This window comes from uncultured Phocaeicola sp., assembly GCF_948499155.1.
GTDB classification, from domain to species: domain Bacteria; phylum Bacteroidota; class Bacteroidia; order Bacteroidales; family Bacteroidaceae; genus Phocaeicola; species Phocaeicola faecalis.
The window spans coordinates 24,938-50,310 of the sequence record NZ_CAOOSE010000022.1; the positions used below are offsets into that span (position 1 = coordinate 24,938).

General features: G+C 47.2%; 16 protein-coding genes and 2 pseudogenes. 6 read left to right on the top strand and 12 right to left on the bottom strand.

The window, feature by feature from the left end:
• The first annotated feature begins 205 nt into the window (after positions 1–205).
• The 4 genes and pseudogenes from QYT14_RS14235 (at position 206) to QYT14_RS14250 (ending at position 6,155) form a co-directional block, all read left to right on the top strand.
• Positions 206–2,450, top strand: a pseudogene (locus QYT14_RS14235) (alpha-N-acetylglucosaminidase).
• A gap of 25 nt (positions 2,451–2,475) precedes the next feature.
• Positions 2,476–3,840: a DNA repair protein RadA gene (gene radA, locus QYT14_RS14240; protein WP_237039681.1), complete on the top strand. Its 1,365-nt coding sequence runs from the start codon at positions 2,476–2,478 to the stop codon at positions 3,838–3,840.
• Between the two features lie 39 nt (positions 3,841–3,879).
• On the top strand, positions 3,880–4,527 hold the full coding sequence (locus QYT14_RS14245) for a DUF1847 domain-containing protein (protein ID WP_237039682.1): 648 nt from the start codon (positions 3,880–3,882) through the stop codon (positions 4,525–4,527).
• Between the two features lie 8 nt (positions 4,528–4,535).
• Complete coding sequence (locus QYT14_RS14250; RefSeq protein ID WP_288325283.1) at positions 4,536–6,155, top strand: FAD-dependent protein; 1,620 nt, start codon at positions 4,536–4,538, stop codon at positions 6,153–6,155.
• A gap of 273 nt (positions 6,156–6,428) precedes the next feature.
• Here QYT14_RS14250 and QYT14_RS14255 read toward each other — a convergent pair whose 3' ends face one another.
• From QYT14_RS14255 to lpdA, 5 genes are all read right to left on the bottom strand, one after another.
• Positions 6,429–6,953: a flavodoxin gene (locus QYT14_RS14255; protein WP_288325284.1), complete on the bottom strand. Its 525-nt coding sequence runs from the start codon at positions 6,951–6,953 to the stop codon at positions 6,429–6,431.
• Positions 6,954–6,993: 40 nt separating this feature from the next.
• Complete coding sequence (locus QYT14_RS14260; RefSeq protein ID WP_288325285.1) at positions 6,994–9,027, bottom strand: alpha-ketoacid dehydrogenase subunit alpha/beta; 2,034 nt, start codon at positions 9,025–9,027, stop codon at positions 6,994–6,996.
• An 18-nt stretch (positions 9,028–9,045) separates the two neighbouring features.
• The gene (locus QYT14_RS14265) at positions 9,046–10,380 is read right to left on the bottom strand and encodes a dihydrolipoamide acetyltransferase family protein (RefSeq protein ID WP_288325286.1); all 1,335 of its coding nucleotides are present in this window, start codon (positions 10,378–10,380) and stop codon (positions 9,046–9,048) included.
• A gap of 62 nt (positions 10,381–10,442) precedes the next feature.
• On the bottom strand, positions 10,443–11,201 hold the full coding sequence (locus QYT14_RS14270; RefSeq protein ID WP_237039687.1) for a lipoate--protein ligase family protein: 759 nt from the start codon (positions 11,199–11,201) through the stop codon (positions 10,443–10,445).
• Entirely contained in the window at positions 11,201–12,550 is a 1,350-nt protein-coding gene (gene lpdA / locus QYT14_RS14275; RefSeq protein ID WP_288325287.1) for a dihydrolipoyl dehydrogenase, read from the bottom strand. The genes QYT14_RS14270 and lpdA overlap by 1 nt, the downstream gene beginning before the upstream one ends.
• Positions 12,551–12,696: 146 nt before the next feature.
• On the opposite strand from lpdA, the gene QYT14_RS14280 reads away from it, so the two are divergent.
• Together QYT14_RS14280 and QYT14_RS14285 are read left to right on the top strand one after the other, a co-directional pair.
• Positions 12,697–13,290 carry a LuxR C-terminal-related transcriptional regulator gene (locus tag QYT14_RS14280; RefSeq protein ID WP_237039717.1) on the top strand — a complete coding sequence of 198 codons (594 nt, stop codon included), beginning with the start codon at positions 12,697–12,699 and terminating at the stop codon, positions 13,288–13,290.
• Positions 13,291–13,377: 87 nt separating this feature from the next.
• Complete coding sequence (locus QYT14_RS14285) at positions 13,378–15,690, top strand: TonB-dependent receptor (RefSeq protein WP_288325288.1); 2,313 nt, start codon at positions 13,378–13,380, stop codon at positions 15,688–15,690.
• A 215-nt stretch (positions 15,691–15,905) separates the two neighbouring features.
• On the opposite strand, the gene QYT14_RS14290 is transcribed toward QYT14_RS14285, so the two are convergent.
• The 7 genes and pseudogenes from QYT14_RS14290 to QYT14_RS14320 all read right to left on the bottom strand — a co-directional run bounded on the left by QYT14_RS14290 (position 15,906) and on the right by QYT14_RS14320 (position 25,365).
• On the bottom strand, positions 15,906–16,937 hold the full coding sequence (locus QYT14_RS14290) for a hypothetical protein (protein WP_288325289.1): 1,032 nt from the start codon (positions 16,935–16,937) through the stop codon (positions 15,906–15,908).
• 6 nt (positions 16,938–16,943) lie between these two features.
• Entirely contained in the window at positions 16,944–18,800 is a 1,857-nt protein-coding gene (locus tag QYT14_RS14295) for a U32 family peptidase (protein ID WP_288325290.1), read from the bottom strand.
• Complete coding sequence (gene metA / locus QYT14_RS14300; RefSeq protein ID WP_237039692.1) at positions 18,797–19,714, bottom strand: homoserine O-succinyltransferase; 918 nt, start codon at positions 19,712–19,714, stop codon at positions 18,797–18,799. The genes QYT14_RS14295 and metA overlap by 4 nt, the downstream gene beginning before the upstream one ends.
• 244 nt (positions 19,715–19,958) lie before the next feature.
• Positions 19,959–20,102: pseudogene (locus tag QYT14_RS14305) on the bottom strand (ATP-binding protein); the annotation flags it as partial.
• A 19-nt stretch (positions 20,103–20,121) separates the two neighbouring features.
• Complete coding sequence (locus tag QYT14_RS14310) at positions 20,122–20,850, bottom strand: nitroreductase family protein (protein ID WP_288325291.1); 729 nt, start codon at positions 20,848–20,850, stop codon at positions 20,122–20,124.
• Between the two features lie 111 nt (positions 20,851–20,961).
• Positions 20,962–22,131 (bottom strand): TolC family protein, encoded by a 1,170-nt coding sequence (locus QYT14_RS14315; RefSeq protein ID WP_237039695.1) that lies wholly within the window; start codon positions 22,129–22,131, stop codon positions 20,962–20,964.
• Between the two features lie 150 nt (positions 22,132–22,281).
• Complete coding sequence (locus QYT14_RS14320) at positions 22,282–25,365, bottom strand: efflux RND transporter permease subunit (RefSeq protein ID WP_288325292.1); 3,084 nt, start codon at positions 25,363–25,365, stop codon at positions 22,282–22,284.
• Positions 25,366–25,373 lie beyond the last annotated feature (8 nt).

Genomic DNA, 25,373 nt, shown 5'->3' on the forward strand with positions numbered 1-25,373 from the left:
TTAAGCATCGTACAAAGATAAAAAGACGGATATATACGTTCGAAGACAGGCCGTTTGTCTGGTATTATAGTAACAAAAAGTTTTTTGATTGAATGAATTATCGTAATTTTGTGTGCATATAACAGATTTCTCTCTGAAACCTATAATCATTAAACACATAATATAAAAGATGAAGCACTATTATTTTATTTCCTTATGGTTTATCATGTCACTGCTATGCACCGCCTGCCATTCCAATCATCCGCAGATACAAGCTGCGTATGACTTGATAGAGCGTGTCACACCCGGATATGGTAACCAGTTCCAACTGGAACTGATTGATTCTGAGAATGGAAAAGATGTCTACGAGATAGGCAGCCAAAACGGAAAAGTACTATTGCGGGGTAACAATCCGATAGCACTTGCCACAGCCTACAACCAATATTTAAAATATACTTGCAATGCACATGTGTCTTGGTTTGGCGACCAACTCAAACTGCCGGCAACATTGCCTCTCCCGATTGAAACAACCCATAACACCATCAATGGCAAGTATCGCGTTTACATGAATTATTGCACCGTGAGTTACTCGGCTGCATGGTGGGACTGGGAACGATGGCAACGCGAACTGGACTATATGGCAATGAATTCAATCAATATGCCTTTGTCTGTCATCGGTCTGGAAGCCGTATGGTACAACACACTGCTGAAACATCATTTCACGGATGAGGAGGCACGGCATTTCCTTGCAGGACCGGGTCATGCTGCATGGCAATGGATGCAAAACCTGCAAGACTATGGCGGACCGCTTCCCAAATCATGGATAGATTCCCACATCCGGCTGGGCAAACAAATCATACAGCGTGAACTGGAGCTGGGTATGCAACCCATCCAACAAGGTTTCTCCGGTTACGTGCCACGCGAACTGAAAGATAAATATCCCCATGCCAAGATACAGCAACAGCCTTCTTGGTGCGCTTTTACCGGCGTTGCACAGCTCGACCCCACCGACTCGCTGTTTCAAGTAATCGGGCATGATTTTCTGGAAGAGCAAAAGAAGCTTTACGGTGCCCACGGAGTGTATGCTGCCGACCCATTCCATGAAAGTGCCCCACCGATAGATACTCCCGAATACCTGTCGGCTGTGGGAAAATCCATTCACAAGTTATTCAAAGATTTCGATTCATCGGCTGTATGGGCGATGCAGGCATGGAGTCTGCGTGAACCAATCGTGAAGGCCGTTCCCAAAGAAGACCTGTTAATTCTTGACCTCAATGGTGCAAAGTGCCGAAAGGACAGCGCCTTTTGGGGATATCCCGCCATTGCCGGAAATCTGCATAACTTTGGCGGACGCATCAATCTGCACGGCGATTTGCCGCTACTGGCATCCAACCAATACGCCACTGCCGCAAAACGCTCACCGAATATCATCGGTTCAGGTCTCTTTATGGAGTCCATCGAACAAAATCCTGTCTATTATGACCTTGCATTCGAGATGCCCCTGCACCGTGACAGTATCAATGTGGAAAAGTGGCTGGCAGAGTATGCGCAACGCCGTTATGGAGCTGTCTCTCAAAATGCCGAGACTGCATGGAGTGTCTACTTACTTCATTCGGCTTATGCACGAGGTACAAACGGAACAGAGTTCAGCTCCATCATTGCCGCACGCCCCGCACTTGATGTGAAAAAGTCGGGACCGAATGCCGGCTTTGCCATTCCTTATCATCCGGCCGACTTGATACGTGCAGAAGCCCTTCTCCTGCAAGATGCAGACAGGTTGGGAGACTCCCGCCCCTATCGTTTCGATATTGTCGACATACAACGCCAAATCATGTCAAACCTGGGACAAGCTATTCACAAGCAGGCGGCAAAGGCATTTAAAGAAAAAGACAAGACTGCCTTCCGCCTCCACAGCCAACGCTTCTTGGAACTATTGAAGGATGTGGATACCTTATTACGCACCCGCCCCGAATTTAACTTCGACAGATGGCTCACTCAGGCGCGCCGTTGGGGAACGACTCCCGAAGAACAAGACTTATATGAAAAGGATGCCACAGCCCTGTTTACGATATGGGGGGGCAGACAAAGACCCTTTCATCTTTGATTACGGTTGGAAGGAATGGGCAGGACTGATAGACGGCTATTACCTGAAACGGTGGGAGAAGTTCTATGCCATGCTTGAAGAACATCTGGATAAAGGTACGGAATATTCGGAGAAAGGTTTGCCACTCACGCATAACCGCGAGGCTTTCCGCGCCAATGAGTTCTATAGTTCGCTGGGCGATTGGGAACTTCAGTATGTATCGACTCCCGGAAAGGCGCGTATTCCTGTCACCGAAGGTGATGAAATAGAGACCGCGCAGAGGATGTACCGCAAGTATACTGCCTTGGCCGACGAATATTATCGGGAAGGTGTGCAAAGCGATGAAGTGAAAGAAGAAAACAGATTTGAGAATTTGGGAAAGAAATAAAGAAATATTTCCATACCTTTGCTGTATGAAAGAAAAGACTGTATATATATGTAGCAACTGCGGACAAGACTCTCCCAAATGGATTGGCAAATGCCCTTCTTGCGGTGAGTGGAACACGTATGTAGAAGAAGTGGTGCGCAAGCCGGCAGCCGGCACCCGTCCGGTGTCGGGGCTGGAACCTGTCAAGAGCAAGCCTGTCATCCTCAGCGAAATAACGGGTGGCGACGAACCGCGCATCGATATGCACGATGAGGAGTTGAACCGTGTGTTGGGCGGCGGTCTGGTTCCCGGATCGCTGGTCTTGCTGGGCGGAGAACCGGGAATCGGAAAGTCCACCCTTGTGCTGCAAACCGTTCTGAGGCTGCCCGAAAAGAAGATACTGTATGTTTCCGGCGAAGAAAGCGCACGGCAGCTGAAGCTGCGTGCCGACCGCATCCGCCATAACTCCTCGGACTGTCTGATAGCATGCGAAACATCTTTGGAACAGATTTATGTGAACATCAAAAATACGCGGCCCGACTTGGTTATCATCGACTCCATACAAACGATATCGACCGAGACGATTGATTCTTCTCCCGGAAGCCTGGTACAAGTGCGCGAATGTTCTGCCTCCATTCTCAAATTTGCCAAGCAGACAAACACGCCAGTCATTTTGATTGGACATATTAATAAGGAAGGAAGCATAGCCGGTCCGAAGGTTTTGGAACACATCGTCGATACTGTCTTGCAGTTCGAGGGCGACCAACATTATATGTATCGCATCCTGCGCAGCATCAAGAACCGTTTCGGCAGTACTGCCGAATTAGGCATCTACGAGATGCGGCAGGATGGATTGAGGCAAGTAAGCAATCCCTCCGAATTGCTGCTGAGTCAAGACCATGAAGGAATGAGCGGCGTAGCCATTGCTTCTGCCATCGAGGGGGTTCGCCCATTCCTCATTGAAACACAGGCGCTGGTCAGTTCTGCTGTCTACGGTAATCCTCAACGTTCTGCCACAGGCTTCGACCTGAGAAGAATGAACATGCTCCTTGCCGTACTGGAGAAACGGGTCGGATTCAAGCTGGCACAGAAAGATGTCTTTCTCAATATAGCCGGCGGACTGAAGGTCAATGACCCTGCCATCGACTTGTCTGTCATCAGCGCTATCCTGTCAAGCAACATGGATGCGGAAGTGGAACGAGATACCTGCATGGCGGGTGAAGTGGGGCTGAGTGGCGAGATACGTCCGGTGAACCGTATCGAACAACGAATCGGGGAAGCCGAAAAACTCGGATTCAAGCGTATCCTTATCCCCAAGCACAACCTTCAGGGAATGGATACCAAGAAACTGAAGATAGAAATCATTCCGGTCAGAAAGGTGGAAGAAGCGTTCCGGGCCCTATTCGGATGAGATACATAAAACTGTTTTTAAACTAAAGAACCTACATCAATGACTAACGATAATTCATATACCCCAAGTTGTGTGGACTGCGGAACACAGAACTGCAAGTTCAAAGACCGTACATATCCCGAATTCTGCCTGACGACCGGTCTGGAGAAAGACGATTTGGAGTGGGCATTGGAACGCTATGACGAAGGACAAAACCACGATGTCATGGTGGCCAGCGCCGAAGTGGAGTTTGAAGGCTATTGCCGACTCACCCGTGTGGAAGAAATCATGACCTTTGCACGCAAGATGGGATATCAGAAAATAGGTATTGCCAATTGTATCGGATTAATGAATGAAGCGCGAATCTTTGCCCGAATTCTGAGGGCCAACGGATTCGAAGTTTATTCCGTGATATGCAAAGTGGCGGGAGTGTCCAAATCATCCGTCGGTATCCCTCAGGAATGTGAAGCCATCGGAGCTGCCATGTGTAACCCTATCCTTCAGGCACGCCTGCTCAACCGCGCGCATACAGACCTGAATGTAGTTATCGGACTTTGCGTGGGACACGACAGCCTGTTCTATAAATATGCAGACGCCTATTCCACTACCTTGGTAACAAAAGACCGCGTCACCGGACACAATCCGGCAGCAGCCCTCTATACGGCCAATTCATATTATCGCAAGAAACTCATGCCCGACAACAAATAAAAAAAGATATGATACAGGAATTCCAACTGCGGGCATTGCCCGAACAGGCAGTCAATGAACAAGCGCTCAAACAATTTATCGGACGTGAAAAAGGGTTGGACATACGCACCATCCATTCCGTTCGTGTCTTGAAAAGAAGTATTGATGCCCGCCAACGTACCATTTATGTCAACCTGAAAGTGCGTCTCTATATCAATGAGATTCCTCATGACGAGGAATTCGTCCGCACGGAATACCGCAAGGTAGAAGACAGGCCCCAGGTAATAGTGGTAGGGGCAGGTCCCGGAGGATTGTTTGCCGCCCTACGGCTGATAGAATTAGGACTGCGTCCCATCGTGGTGGAAAGAGGAAAGAATGTGCGCGACCGCAAGACTGACATCGCACGCATCAGTCGCGAACACAAAGTAGACCCGGAGAGCAATTACAGCTTTGGAGAAGGAGGGGCGGGTGCTTATTCGGACGGCAAGCTCTACACCCGAAGCAAGAAACGCGGCAATGTAGATAAAATATTAAACGTATTTTGTCAGCATGGCGCCAGCTCTTCGATTCTGGTAGACGCCCATCCCCACATCGGAACGGACAAGCTGCCGAGGGTCATCGAGAATATGCGTAATACCATTATCGAGTGCGGAGGAGAAGTGCACTTCGAGACACGCATGGATTCATTGATTATAGAAAAGGATTGCATTGTCGGTATCGAAACAAATACCGGAAAAATATTCAAAGGTCCTGTCATACTGGCTACAGGACACTCGGCACGCGATGTCTATCGCTGGCTGCACAGTCATGGAGTGCAGATAGAAGCCAAAGGCATTGCAGTCGGCGTGCGCCTTGAGCATCCTTCCATGCTGATAGACCAAATTCAATATCACAACAAAAACGGACGCGGCAAATACCTCCCGGCGGCCGAGTATAGTTTTGTGACTCAAGTGGACGGACGTGGTGTGTATAGTTTCTGTATGTGTCCCGGAGGATTTGTCGTACCTGCCGCCAGCGGGCCTCATCAGATTGTGGTCAACGGGATGAGCCCAAGTAATCGCGGTTCCAAATGGAGCAACTCGGGCATGGTGGTAGAGATACGTCCCGAAGATTTGCAAAACGATGAATTGAGAATGAAAAACGAAGAGCTGGGCTTTGCCGATGATACGGATTCTGCATTGTCGATGATGCATTTTCAGGAAGCACTGGAAGCTGCCTGTTGGCAACAGGGGAATATGCGGCAAACAGCTCCGGCACAACGAATGGTTGACTTTACCCGAAAAAAGCTGAGTTACGATTTGCCCGACAGTTCGTATAGCCCGGGCTTGGTTTCGTCTCCTCTTCACTTCTGGATGCCACCTTTCATAGCCAACCGTCTAAGCAAAGGATTCCAACAGTTCGGCAGGACCAGCCACGGTTTCCTTACCAACGACGCAGTGATGATTGGAGTAGAGACGCGCACCTCTGCGCCTGTAAGAATTGTCAGAGACAATGAAACTTTGCAGCACATTACGATACGGGGGTTGTTCCCTTGTGGCGAAGGGGCAGGATATGCAGGCGGTATTGTGTCGGCAGGCATTGACGGTGAGCGATGTGCCGAAGCGGTGGCAGCTTACTTCGGACTATCCGTCCCTCAAAATCGGTTTTAACTTCATCTTCGAAACGAAGAGGGAGATGCACATACTAGAAATCGTTAAGGAGATGTGTCGAAACTCCCCCTTTAATCGAAAGGGAGTGTGTCAAAACTAAACCAGCCTATCCAATCGTCAGCTGTAGGGGCAGGGTTTGCCTGCCCGAAGACACAAGGTAAACTGTTTTCGGGCGAGCGAACCTCGCCCCTACGAACCCAATAACAGCATTGCCAATGTTTTGCCCCTTTACAAGACAGATACACCCACATCATGGGCTAAAACAGGAAAACACTATTTGCCTTTATCCGAAGCAAACTCTTCTTTTATTTGCTTGCACCAATCGGCAACACGTTTGGCTGTAAGTTGCGGTTGATTTTCCTGGTCGATAACCAATCCGCAGAATTTTCCGTCGCGCACAGCACGAGACTGACTGAAAACATATCCGTCTGTTGACGTATAGCCCACCAATTCCGCACCAGCCTTCTGAAAAGCATCGGCAAGAATCCCCATACCATCCACAAAATTATCGGAATAGTTCTTCTGGTCGCCAAGCCCGAAAACAGCAACTTTCTTTCCTTTCAAATCAAGTGTCTCCAACTCGGGTATCAACTCATCCCAGTATGTAGGGAGTTCTCCGTCGAACCAAGTGGAAGCACCGACTATCATATTGTCGTACGCCTGAAAGTCATTCTGCCAGGCACGTTCTATTAATACCACTTCCGTCACCTTCACACCGCCAAGGTCTTCACGTATTTTCTCGGCAATATGGGAAGTCTTGGCTGCGTTCATCGCATAAAATAATCCTATTGTTTTCATTCTTAATCTATTTAAAATTCAGACATCTTCTTTTTAGCTATCAATATGCCAATAGTGTTTTGGCTGCCTCATAAATCTTGTCTTCTGAAGGAAGGATAGCTTTCTCTAAGACAGGATGGAAACCTACCGGCGTAAATGTAGACCCTATACGCTGCACAGGCGCATCCAGATAGCGGAACATCTCCGTACCGATGCCGGCGGCAATCTCTGCACCAAAGCCGGAAAACACTTTGTCTTCGTGCACCACCATCGCTTTGCTTGTCTTTTTCACCGACTCATAAATGGTCTCCTTGTCCAAAGGGATAAGGGAACGGACGTCAATCACTTCCACACTCCAGCCCTCTTGTGCCAAACGTTCTGCCACCGAAAGACAGAAATGGGTCGTGTTACCATAAGTTATCATACTCAAGTCTGTTCCTTCGCGGCGGATACGCGCTTTACCAAACGGCACTTCAAAGCCCTCGGGAACGATGGCAGACGCCTCAACGGAATTATACAATGCTTTCGGTTCAAGATATAAAGTGAAGCCACGCGAACGCATAGCGGTGCGTAACAGTCCCGCCGCATCATCGGCAAAAGACGGACAGACGATACGCGCACCGGGCAGTGTGGTCAGTGCCCCCTCTATATTTTGCGAATGGTACAGACCGCCGCCGATATAACCGCCCGACGCCAGTCGCAGCACGATATTGGGAACAAACTTGCCGTTGCTGCGCCAGTATTCGTGAGTACACTCCACATATTGCTCGATGGCAGGCCAAAAATAGTCGGCAAACTCAGCACCTTCCACCACAACGTGAATCTTAGGGTCGAAACGGCACATGCCGTTGGCTGTGCCCACAATATAGTCTTCGGCAATGGGGGCACTGAACACACGGGCATCGCCAAACTCCTGTTGCATTCCCTTTGTTACATTGAATACCCCGCCTTTGTCTTTATTGGCCACATCCTGCCCCCAAATAAAAGTATCGGGATTATGGCGGAACTCTTCTTTCAGCGTAGTATTGATGGCAGTCACCATGAAAGCCTTCTCGCCTTCGGTATGGTCATGGATACCGTCTTTATATTTCTGCGGCTGGTAAGGTTCGGGCAAGACATAATCAAAGATGCTTTTCGGATCGGGATCAGGAGCAGCAAGAGCCTTGCGATTGGCTGCGGACAGTTCTTTCTTGGCAGCAGCTTCTATCTGTTGGAGTTCCTCTTCTGTCAGTCGTTTGTAACGAAGCAACATCCGGCGGAATTTCATCAGCGGATCGGCCTCCTTGACATAAGCCAACTCGTTTTCATCACGATACAGAGAATGGTTGTCCGAATTGGAATGCGAACCGATACGCACACAGTTGGCATGCACGATGACAGGCATACGGTTGGCTATGGCAAACTCGCGGGCTTCCGTCATGGCATTCATTGAGTCGAAGACATCTTTACCGTTGCAATGAATAATCCGGAGGTTCTTGAAACCAGAAAAGTTGTCGGCTACTTTTCGGGCGGCTGTCTGATCTTTCTTCGGAACAGAGATGCCATAACCATTGTCTTGCCACACAAAGATGACGGGCAAGCGTTCCAGACAGGCACCGTTCACGGCTTCGTATACATAGCCTTCGGAAGAGGCCGACTCTCCGTGTGAAGTGATTGCCACTCCTTTATGTCCGTAGTAAACCATCGAACGCGCTACGCCCGCCGCATGCAAATCATGCGTTCCGGTAGCGGAAGAAACATTTTCGATATGCCATTCGGGTTTGGCAAAATGATTGGACATGTGGCGTCCGCCGCTACTTGGGTCTGTGGCTTTTGAAATGCCGTTCAAGATAAGTTCTTCTACACTCATCCCCGCAGAAAGCACGGTAAGCATATCCCTATAATAAGGGAACAGGAAGTCTTCTCCCCGACGGAAGACCTGCCCGATGGCCAGTTGAATGCCATCATGTCCGGCATAAGGGGCATGATACGACCACCCCAGTGATTGCAACAGATAGGAAGGTGCTTTCTCGTCGAGTGCACGCCCCAATACCATCAGATGATACCACCTCTTCAGGGTATCGGTATCCGTGGTCTTTATATTATATTTTTCCATACTCATTACTTATTGATATTAGTCTTTCCAATTTTCCAGATACTCCTTGACGGCATAGAGGAATTGCCCTCCCAACATACCGTCCACCACACGGTGATCATAAGACAAGGAAAGATACATCTTATGACGGACCGCAATCACATCGCCTTCGGGTGTCTCGATTACCGCAGGCTTCTTTTCGATATACCCCACACCCAGAATGGCCACTTGCGGCTGATTGATAATCGGTGTGCCAAACAGAGACTTGAAGGTTCCGAAGTTGGTTATTGTAAAGGTTCCGCCCGAAATGTCATCAGGCATCAGTTTATTGTCACGCGCTTTGCCGGCCAATGTATCGATAGCCACGGCAAGACCGTTCAGATTCAAGCGGTCAGCGTCATGCACGACGGGGACAATCAGATTTCCGTCATTCAACGAAACGGCAATGCCGATATTGATATGCTTCTTGAACAAGATATTATAACCTTCTACAGAAACATTTACCTGCGGATAAGCAGCAAGCGCCTTGGCTACGGCTTCCGTTATGACAGGCATATAAGTGAGTTTCACGCCTTCCCGACGGAAGAACGCATCCTTGTTGGCGGCACGCCACTTCACCAGTCTGGTAACGTCTACCTCCACCACATTGGTCACGTGCGGAGAAGTGTGTTTGGACATAACCATGTGGTCGGCAATCATCTTACGCACGCGGTCCATTTCCTTCACTTCCACATCGCCTGCGGCCGGGGAGACAGGAACGGAGTTTGTTTTTGCCGCACCCGCCGCTGGAGCAGGAGTAACCGGAACCGTTTTAACAGGTTCTGCCGGAGCTGTCTGAGCCGGACGCGATACACCTCCCTGCTCCTTCTGCATGATATAATTCTTTATATCCTTCTTGCTCAACCGACCTTCATATCCTGTGCCCGGTATCTTGTCCAGTTCTTCTTGCGACAGATGTGCCGCTTGTGCCAACCGGAGTACAATCGGCGAATACCAACGTTCGTCTTCCTTCCGGACAGCCATCGCCTTCGGCACTTCCTGTCGGACAACAGAAGCCGCCGCTTCAGGGGTTTCCGGTTCGGACGACTGAGGAGCTTCATCCGCACCGGAAGTCTCCGGTTGCTCTTCCTCACCATCCATATCTACAATAGCGACTACCGTACCGACAGGTACCGTGTCCCCTTCCTTAGACAATATCTCCACTACTTTTCCGGCTACCGGAGAAGGAATCTCCGCGCTCACCTTGGCAGTGTTCACCTCAAACAACACATCGTCCTCCTGAACAGTGTCACCCACCTTTACCGACCAGGATATAATTGTTCCTTCGGTAATACTCTCGCCCAGTTTAGGCATTTTTATTTCGAATCTTGACATATAGAGTGAATTTTAGTTTTTGTTTCCCATGACAGACTAACAAGCCACTGAAACATAAAGTTTTAAGTTAAATCTTTTTTTAAGGCTGACCGATGGAATATCCATCCCTCATCCGCATATTTATCTGTCCGAATCGCTTCTATGGCATGACGGTCTTCTGCGGTAAAACGGTAAATGCCGTTTGACTCTTCTTCAGCAAGGAAATAGCGGAACAGAAGACAGATGAAGCGTTTCAGGCTTACCGTGCTATCTACAAAATGACTGAGATTGACCACTTCGCTATGCACAGAAGAAATCGCACGCGCCTCCCGCAATCCGGGAATCCGCCCGTCTCCCTTCGGTCTGCTCCTTAATACGGCATTCAATGCAACCAAATCTGTGGAAAACAATAAAGTGCAATGATACATTACCCTGTCCTTATGAATGCACTGGGCACTGCCCGAAACCTTTTTGTTGTCGACATAAATCCCCATCCGTTCATCGGCATCAGCCCTTATCCCGAGATAATCCAGGAAATCGATTACCCGTTGCAGATAGTATTTAAAGTCAGGTCGGGAATCTGTTTCTATAAAAGTGAGGTTTACATTTCCCAAGTCATGGTAAACAGCCCCGCCTCCCGAAAAGCGGCGTGCCGGACGGATACCGTTCATCTGCCTGAAGTCCTCGTCCACTTCCATCTGCAGAGCCTGATTTTTACCTATCACCACCGATGGCTCGGACTGCCATATCATAAAATAGTCCTCCTCCTTCCGCTTCAAGAGATATTCTTCAGCCGCCAGGTTAAAATAAACATCCGTGCAGCGGTTATCAATGCAAAACATCAGGCAAAGAGTGTTTCGTGGTAAATCTCTCCCACCGTGGGATGCGGAAAAACTGTTTTCTGAAACTCTTCTGCCGTAAAGCCATGCTGAATGGCAATGCCTGCCACAATAATTATTTCGGAGGCAGGATTCCCCAACAGATGACAGCCGATTACCCGGTCATTCTCATCCAGAATCAGTTTGCACAGTCCGTTCCCTGTTTCATTTTCAGCAACGAAACGTCCCGAATAAGCCATGGGCAATTTCTGTATATGAAAACGTATACCGGCAGCTTTCAACTCCTCTTCGGTCTTTCCCACTCCGGCAAGTTCGGGATTCGTATAAACCACTCCCGGCACACAATCATAGTTCATCCGGTCTGCCACCCCCAAAATATGATTAATGGCGACTTCGCTTTCACGAATAGCAGTGTGTGCCAACATGGAATGCCCGGTAATATCACCACAAGCATACACCCGCGGATGAGAAGTCTGCATGTGTTCGTCCACCTTTACCCCATTGCGCAAAAGTTCAATATTCAGTTTATCCAAACCCACCTTATTTATATTGGCCTTCCTGCCGACACTCACCAATATCTTATCCGCCGCTACAACAGACGACTTGCCCTCTTTCTCAATGGTAACACCGGCACCGCCGACTTCCGTTACCTTAGAACCCAGATAAAACTTGATTCCTCTTTTCTGATATTCAGTCCGCAGCATGGCACTGGTTTCTTTATCCATCGCCCCCAATATCTCGGGCATCATTTCAATGACACTGACCTTCACCCCCATACTATTATAAAAAGAAGCGAATTCCATCCCTATCACTCCGCCGCCAATAATGGCAAGCGACTGAGGCAGAGAAGTGCTCTCCAGAGCCTCTTTGGAAGTCCAATAGTCAAGTTCTGACAAGCCTTTTATGGGTGGAATGACCGTCTCCGAGCCGGTACACACCAGTAAATAAGTCACTTCATACACTTCACCACCGGCAACAATACGGATATTCCCATTACTTTCACCCTCGATAATCGCTTCCTTCTCCACCAATTCGGCGCCATAAGATTGTACGGTCATTTTCACTCCACCGGTCAACTTCTTCACCACCTTGTCTTTACGGTCAATCATCTTCTCCATATCAAACCCTACCCCTTCGGGCACGGAAATGCCGTATTTTCCGGCTCCTTTGGCATAATCAAGTAGCTTGGCCGAATACAGAAGTGTTTTGGTGGGAATACATCCTTCATTCAGACACACACCGCCAATTGCCTTTTTCTCGAATACAACAGTTCTCAACCCTCCGGCTGCCGCACATTCCGCAGCAGTATATCCGGCAGGCCCTCCGCCTATTATTGCTATATCATATTTCATAATGTTAAGGTTTTAAGTTATATTATTGATATAATAACAAATAAGAGAGAGAGTAAGTTGCACAAATTCACCTGCCCGAGTAACATTTCTCCCATTCACAGATTATTTTAACTAAAAGATATGTATCTTTGCAACAAACAATGAATATGCCCCATCCCGAGATAGCCATAATAGACCCTAATACCCTCACTTGTCTGGGGTTACAGAACATTCTGCAAGGAATGATTCCGACGGCTGTTATCCGTATCTTCCATTCTTTTGGCGAACTGGTGGACGATACGCCGGACATGTATGCGCACTATTTCATCTCCGCTCAAATTTATTTTGAACATACCTCCTTCTTTCTTCCCCGCAAGCCTAAAACCATTGTATTGGCAGGCGGTGACAGTCAGCCCCAACTAGCCGGTGTACCTAAGTTGAACATCTATCAGGATGAAGAATCGTTGATAAAAGATATCCTCCAACTGCGCAAGTATGGTCATCAGGCAAGAACCCATGCCGCGCATCCGGAAACACAAATGCCTAAAACGGAGCATGAATTATCCGCCCGTGAAATTGAGGTGCTGATACTCATCACCAAAGGACTCATCAATAAAGAGATAGCCGACAAACTAAACATCAGCCTGACCACCGTCATTTCCCATCGCAAGAATATAACAGAGAAACTGGGCATCAAGTCTGTATCCGGACTCACCGTCTATGCCGTAATGAACGGCTATATAGAAGCCGACAAAATTTAAAATCCTAATAAATGAGGATTGTACAAACCATTCGTTTGCCCTTACTTTGCAAATGAATTACAATACTACTCAAACCAAACAATAAATATGAAAAGAAACCTATTACTGGCAACGACTTGTCTACTGTCTGCGACAGCGCTCGCAGAAGACATCAACACACTTCCCAAAGATACAACTAAAGTGATTGATATTGAAGAAGTGGTCGTCATTGCTTCACCCAAAGAAACCGGCAAGCTAAGAGAGCTTCCCAATGCAGTCTCTTTGATTTCACAGAAAGACATGCAAGCCAATCAGATTACGACACTGAAAAATGTAAGTGCTTTGGTTCCGAATTTCTTTATGCCCGATTATGGCTCAAAAATCACTTCCGCAGTCTATATCCGTGGAATCGGTTCACGCATCAACACTCCGGCTGTAGGATTGTATGTAGACAACATTCCTTATATAGACAAGTCTGCGTTCGACTTTAATTTCTATGACATAGAACGTATCGACATCCTTCGCGGACCTCAAGGTACATTATATGGACGCAACACGATGGGGGGGCTGATTAAAGTACATACCCGTTCGCCATTCTCTTATCAGGGGACTGATGTGAAACTGAGTTACGGCAGCAAAAGCAATTACCGTAGCGCCTCACTGACACATTATCACCGTTGGAATGAACACTTTGCTTTCTCGGCAGGGGGCTATTATGAAGGTTCGGACGGCTTCTTCCGCAATGCATATAACGGAAAGAAAATTGATAACATGGAAGCCGGAGGCGGACGAATCCGTGCCATCTGGCTGCCTTCAGACAATTTAAAACTGGACTTTACGATTGGTTACGACTATAGCGATGAAGGCGGCTATCCTTATTACTATACGGGAGCCCTGAATAAAAGTAAAGAAGAATACAAAGAACATATCGGAAAAATCAGCTATAACCGTGACTGCGGTTACCGCCGCGGACTGTTCAACACTGGGCTGAACATAGAATATCAGGGCAACAGTTTCATCATGAATGCCGTGACAGGATATCAGAACCTGACCGACCGTATGTATCTGGATCAGGACTTCCTGCCTGTCGACATCTACAACATAGAACAAAAACAACGTATCAATACCCTGAGCGAAGAGATTACCTTCAAGAGCAAAAAGAACCAACGCTGGATTTGGGTAACCGGTGCAAGCGGCTTTTATCAATGGCTGCATACCGATGCTCCTGTCACCTTCCAATCCGAAGGAATCCAATGGCTGGAAAATAATATCAATAAGGGAATGGCCTCATCGGGGATGCCCATCAACTTGAAGATATTGAGCGAGACAATGCCCGTACCCGGCATCTTCGACACTCCGGTATTGGGGGCAGCTATTTTCCATCAGTCCACTTTCAACCATTTATTATTCGAGAATCTGTCTGCTACCGTTGGGCTGCGTCTGGACTACGAAAAGAACAAGATAGACTATAATTCTTCGGCAGCCATGAACATTCAGATGTATATGGCGGGAAAGCCGATGGGAAAACCGATGGAACAGGCAGCTGAGTTTATAGGCAAGCTGGATGATGACCATGTACAGTTGTTACCTAAATTCGCTTTGAAATATGACTTTAACAAGCAGAATAATATCTATGCGACTGTCAGCCGTGGCTTCCGCAGCGGCGGTTACAATATACAGATGTTCTCCGAGTTATTGCAAAGCGCATTAAAACAACGTCCGGGTGCAGGAAGTGCTGTCAGCGACGATGAAATAAAAAACCTCGTAACCTACAAGCCCGAATATAGTTGGAACTACGAAATCGGTTCACATCTCAGTCTGTTCGGCGGTAAGTTGAAAACTGACCTGGCCGCCTTCTATATGGATACCCGCGACCAGCAGATTGCCAAGTTTGTAGAAAGCGGACTGGGACGTATGATGGTCAATGCAGGAAGCAGTGAAAGCTATGGTGCGGAAGTCAGCCTGACCGCATCCGTCAATAGAAATCTCAGTTTGAACGGAAGCTACGGATATACTCACTCTACCTTCAAGAAGTACGATGCCGGAAAGAGCTCGTCAGACGAGAACATCGATTATAGCGGCCATTACGTTCCATTCGTCCCACGCCATACCATGAATGTGGGCGCCAATTACAGTTTCTTCCTTGGTGGAAACAAGTGGGCACAGAGCCTGACTGTCGGCCTCAACTATACCGGTGCCGGAAAGATTTACTGGACAGAAAAGAACGATGTATCACAAAGTTTTTACGGTACCTTGAACGGACGTATCTCTTTACAGGCAAAAGCTTTACAGATAGACTTTTGGGGACGCAACCTCACCAATAAAGATTATACCACGTTCTATTTTGAAAGTATGGAAAGAGGTTTTGAACAAAGGAGCAAACCATTGCAGCTCGGCGTAGACGTGCGTTATCACTTCTAGGAAGTTCAACATCAAAAAGATAAAAGTTCCAGGGGTGTCAAAACTAAGTTAAACCAAAGAAGAACTTTTAATCTGAAACTTGAGCATCCTAAAAAGCAAGAGAAAGAGCCGTATCATTACTCGAGACAGAGTTCGATACGGCTCTTTTAAGTTTGGTAGTTACAATCTGTAACTTTTCGGAAGGGTTATTTTTGTTTCGACACACCCTCGTTATCTTATTCATTGATAGCACCGCAATGGGGACAGACACCTTTCGATTTCATCTTTGCACCACAATTTCCGCAACTGAACTTATAATGAGAAGCACGTTTGATACTTCTGAATATCCATACGGCGTAAACCACCAGACAAGGATATCCAATGTAGTAATAAGTGGTAAATGTAAAGAACAAGTACAGAAAGATACAACAAGACATCAATCCCAATAAATAAAAGAAAGCCGCCTCTACGCGAACTTGATGAAACAACTCGTCCAATGTTGCCAGCCCGACCAGAACAATGCCCCACACATTAAACATAAACAACGAAAGAATAAACGGTAAATCCAAAGGATTAAGGGAAGGAGCATAATAAAACTGCTCCCATGTGCCCGGCACAAAATGCTGAATACTGCTATAAAGAGTAGCGGCTGTAGCCATGAGCAGTGTCAGTATATTGGGAAAAACACTATCGATATCATTAAACCAGATGAGCTGCAAACGCTTTTTACGTATCGCCCGATACAAATATCCCATGCCAAACAAAGCCAGAACAATAAAGAAAGCTACCGTATGGGAACTGCTGAACAGGTGAATGAACTGTGAAATAGGATCAACCGGAACCACTTTCTTGAGTAATTCCCCCTCGCGAATCCACCCCATTGTCTCTTGGTCGCGAGCCACCTTAACCCACACCGAATCCACCGTATCGGCAGCCTGAACCATAAACTCCGCCACCACCAGCTTCTCTCCTTTATAAACCGGCAGCACATCTATCAACGGCAATTGCTGCAATAACAGAGAATCCGAAGTCACTTCGAAATTACTATTCAACGTATAATAATGCTCCATCAAATAGTCCACAGAATCTTTTGTCTTCTGCGAGGCTCCTTTTAAAGAAAAGTCAGGCACCTGATATTGGCAGGAAAAGAAAAAAGAAAAGAGTACTGACAACGGAAGCAGCCATACCCATTTCATCCCCACTATATTCCCTGTCGGAAACTGGAAGCCCGATTTCTTCAGATTCGGTTTATAGCGGAGAATGTTCATGGTATATTAATGAGAAGAAGAAACTTTCGGCTCCCCCGAAGCAGAAAGCACCTTCATTTGACAATGCTTACAGTCAAACTCCAGACGGAAACGTTTTCCATCCGCACTGACCAAACAGTAAGGTTCCTTATAAGGAGAACGCACCTTATGATAAGTGGGACACCATCCCATGCTATATCGTAAACAGTGTTTACAGAACATCAATACGGCATCCTCAACCGGAACTTTCTCAAAAGCGGGAGCAATGCGTTGCACCCCATGATTCTGATAGAAAGAATAAGCTCCGTCATTCATCACATTACCCAAATAGGTAAGTTCTGAAACCGGAAAAGAATGATGTGTCTCCGGCAATTTATATAATTCCCGGCGATAATTGATGCGGCGGGCTTCCAAAAGTTTCTCTACTCCCGAACGGCGCAATTCGGCAAGGACAGAAGCAGGGATAAACCAATTCTCACTAAAGTCGATATCAATGCTTGTCGGTTCGAAAGGCGTATTTCCCAATTTGCCCAACTGGGTACGAAGATTATCGGTCTGCGGAGTGCGCGCCAATTCTTTCTCGCGCTCCAATACCACACTGACACTGTTATCATCTTCATCCGTCAATGTCAGCGTAAAACCGAAATTATTCTCCGCCAATACCAGAGCAACCGACAACTTGCGTTCGGCGGATTTGCGTTGCATCTGCTTGTCAAACTCCTGATCAAAGTTACGGTAAAGCAGCGTGCGGGGCTTGATACGAGGCATCTCCTGCGGGAACAGTTTATTGTTCTCCACCCTATTAATGCGGAAACCCTGCAATTTTCCGGCTTCATCCAGATAACACACCCCATCACCGTTATTGAACGATTTCACCCCGGCCACAGTCAAATAGTTTCCACGGATTTCCTTTACCGTCCCCATCTCCTCGCCCAGCGACTTCGGAGTATCAAAAGAAAAGATATCCTTGTTGCGTTCAAACAGGAAATAATTAGTAAACCCGCGACTGAAACTCTTGTCCAACTGTGGCTTAAAGTCCGTTTTCACCGTTCCCGACGAAGCACGGATATATTCTGTGCGACGTTTAAAGACAGCATCCAATTTCTTGCGATAATAAGCCGTCACATTCTTCACATACGAAACATCCTTCAAACGCCCTTCTATCTTCAAAGAAGAAGCACCGGCGTCCAGCAACTGTTCGAGTTCTTCACTCTGATTAAGATCTTTCAACGAAAGCAAATGCTTATTACGCACAATGACTTTCCCATCCGCATCCACCAGGTCGAACGCCAAGCGACAGAACTGTGCACATTCTCCCCGATTGGCACTGCGCCCGAAACAGGACTGGCTGACATAACACTGCCCGCTATAACTGACGCACAGTGCTCCGTGCACAAACACTTCAAGCGGCACTTCGGGAACCACCTCATGTATCTTGCCAATCTCGGGCAACGAAAGTTCACGCGCCAACACAACCTGACGAAACCCCGCCTCTGCCAGAAACTTCACCTTTTCGGGGGTACGGTTATCCATCTGCGTGCTGGCATGAAGAGGAATGGGCGGCAGGTTCAACTCCAACAGTCCCATATCCTGCACAATCAGTGCATCCACACCGGCACGATACAACTCCCATATCATTTCTTCCGTATCCTTCAACTCTTCATCGCGAAGGATAGTATTGACAGTCACATAGATTCGCACATTATACAAATGAGCATACTGCACCAATACCGCTATGTCTTCCAAAGAATTTCCGGCCGCCGCACGTGCGCCAAAACGGGGAGCGCCGATGTAGACAGCATCGGCACCATGGTCGACAGCCGCCATACCGCACTCCAGGTTCTTGGCAGGAGCCAGCAATTCTATCTTTCGTTGTCTAATCATCGTATCTGAGTTATATCAAATGGAGTTTCCTGATATACGTAATAATTCAGCCAGTTGGAGAACAATAAGTTGGCATGTCCGCGCCAGCGCACCAAAGGCGCATTATCCGGGTTGTCTCCACGGTAATAGTTTCTCGGCATTTCAATAGGAAGCCCTTTGCCCAAATCGCGTTTGTATTCCGTATCGAGCGTATAAGGCGAATATTCGGAATGTCCGGTGATAAAGAACTCACGGCCGTTGCGGGCCATTGCCATATAAACTCCCGAATCATCCGATTCGGCTATCAACGTGAGGTCTTTCACCTTCATAATATCTTCACGGCGCACTTCGGTGTGACGGCTGTGAGGTACAAAAAACACATCATCGAACCCACGGAAGATAGGCAATCCCTGCACATTGACATGATGTTCAAAGATGCCGAACATCTTTTTATCCAACGGATATTTAGGTACTCCATAAAAATGATAAAGCCCTGCCTGTGCCGCCCAACAAATATAAAGCGTAGATGTGACATGAGTACGCGCCCAATCAAAAATAGTCGTGATTTCGTTCCAATAAGTCACCTCTTCATACGGCATCTGCTCAACGGGAGCACCGGTCACAATCATGCCGTCATACGTTTCGTTACGCATCAAGTCAAAATCACGATAGAAGGCTTTCATGTGCTCCACCGGTGTATTCTTTGAAGTATGACTTTTGAGTTTCATAAACGAAATTTCCAACTGAAGCGGTGTATTGGAAAGTAAACGCACCAAATCCGTCTCTGTGGTTATCTTCAACGGCATCAAATTCAATATCACAATCTTCAACGGACGGATATCCTGTGCATTGGCACGCGAATTATCAATAACGAAGATATTCTCTTCTTTCAGTAATTCGATGGCAGGTAGTTTATCGGGTAAATTTAATGGCATTTTCTTATCTGTTAATTAGTTGCAGGTGCAAAATTAAAAAAATCCCGCCACATATCCTTGTTAAACCGACATTTGAAACAAACAAAATAACCATAATTGATATTTCGTTACCTCTGTGCAGCCCAACGGACGGAGCCCATGATATCAAATCCAACAGTCCGTGCAATAAAGAAATATTGCAGAAATTCTTTAGAATATTACTCCAATCATTCTTTTTCCATAAATTTACAGCGGATATCTCTATAATACCACTGCCTGCACCGGTATAAGGAAGAAGATAGATGGCATTGCCGAAGAGGAAGTTATTACGAGGCATCGAAGTGCCATTGGTTATATCTTCCACTTGCAAGCCGTTGGGCAAAGTGCCCGGACGGTGAATCTCCACTCTGAGAGATACCTTCTCCACCCTATATTCTATGATAAACCTCATCGAAGGGAACTCTGCCGCGTTCTCCCCAAATACCTTTGTTTCCGTCCCGTACGCCGCAAGGTATGACCATATTAATACCTGCACCATGAGGCAGTTTCAATAGTTTCTTCATCCGTCTGCTGTCAAAACCTTCCAACGGACAAGTATCGTATCCTTCGTTCGCCATGGCAATCATAAAGGTTTGGGCGGCAAGTGCACAGGATTTATTTACGGTCACACGCATGTCACACTCGGATACTTCCAGCATCATAGGTCGGAACAGACTGATAGTTCTTGCCAAGATTACCCTGAAAAGCCCCAACAGGCCAAAGAACCGGGCATAGATAAAGGGCATGAGTTTACCATAATACAACTTTCTGTCCCTGATGCGTTTCTCTTGGCGTTCCTTCGGGCTGTTCCGCCGGATGTTCCCTTCTTCAAAGTCAAGGACGAAGTGGGCACGTTTCTTATATAAATCCTGACGGGTGACAAAGACGACGATTTCGGAAGCCGTAGCCGCTGCCGACTGGTCAAGACAGGCATGAGTTATTTTCGCCATCAGTTGCGGGTCCGTTATTTGATAGAACTCCCACAACTGCATATTGGAGCTATTGGGAGCCAGCGCAGCCAGTTCCAGACAATGTCTTACCTTTTCCGGATCTACCGGTTTGCTTTTGTCAAACTTCCGCACAGACCGGCGAAAGTTCAATACTTCTTCTAAATTCATCTCCTAATCATTTTTTATATTTTACTTACTGAACCGATAAGATAAGTTTTAGGGGCGATGTCAACTATAACATCCCCCCTACACTGCTATATCTCAGCGAATATTAACATCCTACAGGTTGTTCTTATAGATATTCGCCATCACCTTCTGGTATTGGTTCTCTATCTGCATATACGCCTGAAGATTCTTATAAATACTTTCTGTTTCCACAAAATATTCAATCAATGAAATTTGTCCTTCGGTCAATGCCTGCTTCAACAAGTCCAGAGAACGGTACATCAAGGGGACATCATACGCTTTTATGGCATCCTTCAACTGCTGCATTTCATTGAAAAGAGACATCAGAGAAGCCTCAACCTGATCTTTAGCGTTCTCTTGCATCAACTGTGCACTGATAGCCTGCGCCTTGGCTATCTTTACCTTTTTACGGTTCTGAAACAAAGGCAAGGAACCCCCTACCACAAAACCATTCATTGAAGCCACATCATCCGTGTTACGACGGAAACCGACTTCCAGTTTAGGCAACCAGCCTTGGCGGTCTACCGAAACCTGCTTCTCGGCGGCACGAGTAGTGGCAGCAGCGGTCTGCAAGTCAAGGTCTGATGCCACCACTTCATCCCGCATGGTATTGTAATCATTGATTTCCTGTATGGAAGGATAAGTGGTTTCCGCAAATTCCAAAGGCATGTTGCCGTTCATGGCAAGCAGAGATTGCAAAGCAGTACGGTGGGCCGCACTGTTTTGGGCAACTTCCGTCTGCACATTCATACGCTCCATCTTGATTTTGTTTACTTCCAGTATGTTCGCATCACCGGTGGTCAGGCGCTTTTCATAAAGCGCCTGCAATTCATCGGCATTCTTCATGCGGATATCCATCAATGTCTTTTCCTGATTCAACAGAATAAGGTCCAGACAGAGGTTTTTCGCATTCAGCAGGATATCCCTGCGGACAGCCTGTTGCTGCTTGTCCACCGCTTCGTTCTGCAAAGTAGCCTGACGGTTGCGGGTGATGTACTGGGTAGGAAAATCAAAGCCTTGCGAAGCGACAAATTCCGTACCATGACCGCCTTCGGCGGCATTGCTGTAGAAAGAACTGTAGCTCACCGTAGGATCAGGCAGATTGTTGTTTGTACGGTTTTCCATCTTGGTCGCATCGGCGGCGTGCTTCTGTGCCTTGAGTTCTTTATTGTTCTGCTCAATGCTTTTCAAGATATGGTCGATGCTTTGAGCCTGCACCAGCAAGGGGGAGCAGAGGGCTATTATAAGTAAAATTCGTTTCATATTATTTTCTTATTAAATTGGGACTCTATTTGAAGGTCAAGCTAAGGAAAACATCCATCGTATGGGCAGCCCCATGTGTCTGCCCATAGTACGAAAATACCATTTCCCGACTTGACAGCTATGGCATCCAACTCGCCCCACGATGATATATTATTTCTTCTTTCGGTTCATCAGTTCATAAACAATCGGAATGATGAAAGCGTTCAGGAAAGTCGAAGTCAAAAGACCTCCCAAGATTACTTTCGCCATCGGACTTTGTATCTCATTTCCAGGCAAATCACCACGGAACGCTAGCGGAATCAAAGCCAAAGCTGAGGATAAGGCGGTCATCAGAATGGGATTCAGACGGTCCAGAGAACCATGCAGAATACTTTCCTTCAGCTCCATGCCACCGGCACGCAGGTCATTATAATGACTGATGAGCAACATACCGTTACGGGTAGCGATACCAAACAGGGAGATGAATCCGATAATGGCCGGAATACTGATTTCACCGGTGGTAATCACCAAAGCAAACACACCGCCAATCAATGCCAAAGGCAGATTCAACAGAATAACTCCACTCTGCGCGGCGCTGCGGAACTGTGTATAAAGCAACAGGAAGATGACCACGACACTCATAAATGAGGTAAGCAGCAATGTGCGGCTGGCCGCCTGCTCACTCTCAAACTGGCCGCCATATTCCACATGATATCCTTCGGGCAATTTGATTTGTCGGTCAATACGTTCCTGAATATCATTCACCACGCTGCGCAAGTCACGGCCGCTGGTATTGGCGGAAATCACAATCTTACGCTTTACGTTCTCACGGCTGATAGTATTCGGGCCCATGGCAGAAACCACATCGGCTACATAGTTCACAGGAATCTTCTGACCGTCGCCGGTATCAATCATCAAGTTACGCACCTTCTCCATTTCATCGCGTACCTCGTCTTTGGTACGGACAATGAGATTAAACGCCTTGCCTTCCTCATATACCTGTGAAACGACTTCACCCGCCATGTTTACAGATACAAACTCGGCAAAATCCGGCAAGGAAATACCGAATTTGGCAAGCATCTCCCGTTTGGGAACAATCTTGAGCTGCGGACGCTCTATTTGTTGTTCCACATTCAAGTCGGCAATGCCTTCCACGCTGCTGATGGCATCCTTTATCTGATTACCGATGGCAAACATCTTGTTCAAATCATTACCAAACAATTTGATGGCAATATTGGCCTTCGTACCCGAAAGCATGGCATCGATACGGTGGCTGATGGGCTGGCCTATCTCAATATTCGCACCGGTGATGGTAGAGAGTTTGGCACGTACATCGGCTACCAATTCCTGACGGGAACGGTCTTTCAACTCAAACGGAGCCTCGATTTCACTCACGTTGACCCCAAGCGCATGTTCATCCAGTTCGGCACGTCCTGTCTTGCGGGCTACGGTCTGTATTTCGGGAATAGACATCAGCAACTCTTCCGCACGATGTCCCATCTTGTCGGATTCTGCCAAGGAGATGCCCGGTAACGAACTGATATTGATGGTAAACGAACCTTCATTGAAAGACGGCAGGAAGCTGCGCCCCAATGTAAAGAATACAACCAACGCCACAGCGAACAGTGTACCCGTAAAACCTAATACAACGGATTTATGATTCAACGACCATAACAAGGCATTGCGGTAATGCTTTTTCATCCATACGGCTATAAACGCTTCTTTCGGCAACTCCTTACCTTTATTATTACCCAACAGATAACTGCACAGCACCGGAGTCAGCGTCAAAGCCACAACCGTAGAAGCAAACAACGCTACGATAAAGGCTATGCCCAGCGGAACCAGCATACGGCCTTCCATTCCGGTGAGGAAGAACAAGGGAACAAAGCTGACTACAATAATCAAGGTAGAGTTCAAAATAGGCATACGCACTTCTTTCGAAGCATTAAACACGACTTCAATCACGCTTTTACGTTCCCCTTCGGGCAACAAGCGGTTTTCACGCAGGTGCTTCCATACATTCTCCACATCCACAATGGCATCGTCCACCAACGAACCGATGGCAATGGCCATGCCACCCAAACTCATGGTATTGATAGTGAGTCCCATATAGTGAAGGGTCAATATGGATACAATCAATGACAACGGAAGAGTAACCAATGAAATAACCGTGGTACGCACATTGGCAAGGAACAGAAAGAGGACAATCACCACAAAGATGGCGCCTTCATACAAGGAATCCTTCACATTGCCGATAGAACTTTCGATGAAACGGCTCTGACGGAAAATATCCGTAGAAACGTGTACATCCGCCGGAAGATTCTTCTGCAAGTCCTTTAATGCGGCTTCCAACTGCTCCGTCAGTTCAATGGTTCCTGTTTTAGGTTGCTTGGTCACGGTCATCAGCACAGCCGGTTTCCCCCTCTCCGAAGCAGTACCCAGTTTCGGTTCCTGCGAGCCGATCTTCACATCGGCAATATCTTCCAAGGTAACAGGCACGCCTTCCACCGTCTTGATGACGGAACGTGACAATTGTGCCACATCATGGCTGGAAAGCACTCCGCGGACGATATATTCATTTCCATATTCATAAATTACCCCACCGTTGGCATTCTGATTCATGTTACGGGTGACATTCATCACTTCGGCCAACGTGACATTATAATGTTTCATGCGGGCAGGGTCGAGCAACACCTGATATTCTTTAATATCACCTCCCAGTACGGCAACCTGTGCCACACCTCCTGTAGAAAGCAGTCGCGGACGGATAGTCCAGTCTGCCAGCGTACGAAGGTCGAGCATGGAAGTGGTATCCGAAGTCAATCCGATAATCAGCAGCTCACCCAAAATAGAAGATTGAGGACCCATTGTAGGCTTACCCACATTTTCGGGCAGTTCCTCGCTGACCAAAGAAAGTTTCTCACTGACAATCTGACGAGCCAGATAAATATCGGTATCCCATTCAAATTCCACCCAAACGACAGAGAAGCCATTGGTGGAAGACGAACGCACCCTACGCACATGGGTCGCACCGTTTACGGCAGTCTCTACGGGGAAGGTAACCAATTGTTCCACTTCCTCGGCGGCCATACCGTTCGCTTCGGTCATAATCACTACAGTCGGCGCATTCAAATCGGGGAACACATCGACTTCCGTATGAAAAGCCGTGTAAGTACCGCCGATAAGCAGCAGAACCGACGCTACCAGAACCAAGATACGGTTATGGAGCGAAAAATGTATAATCTTATTTAGCATAGGTACGG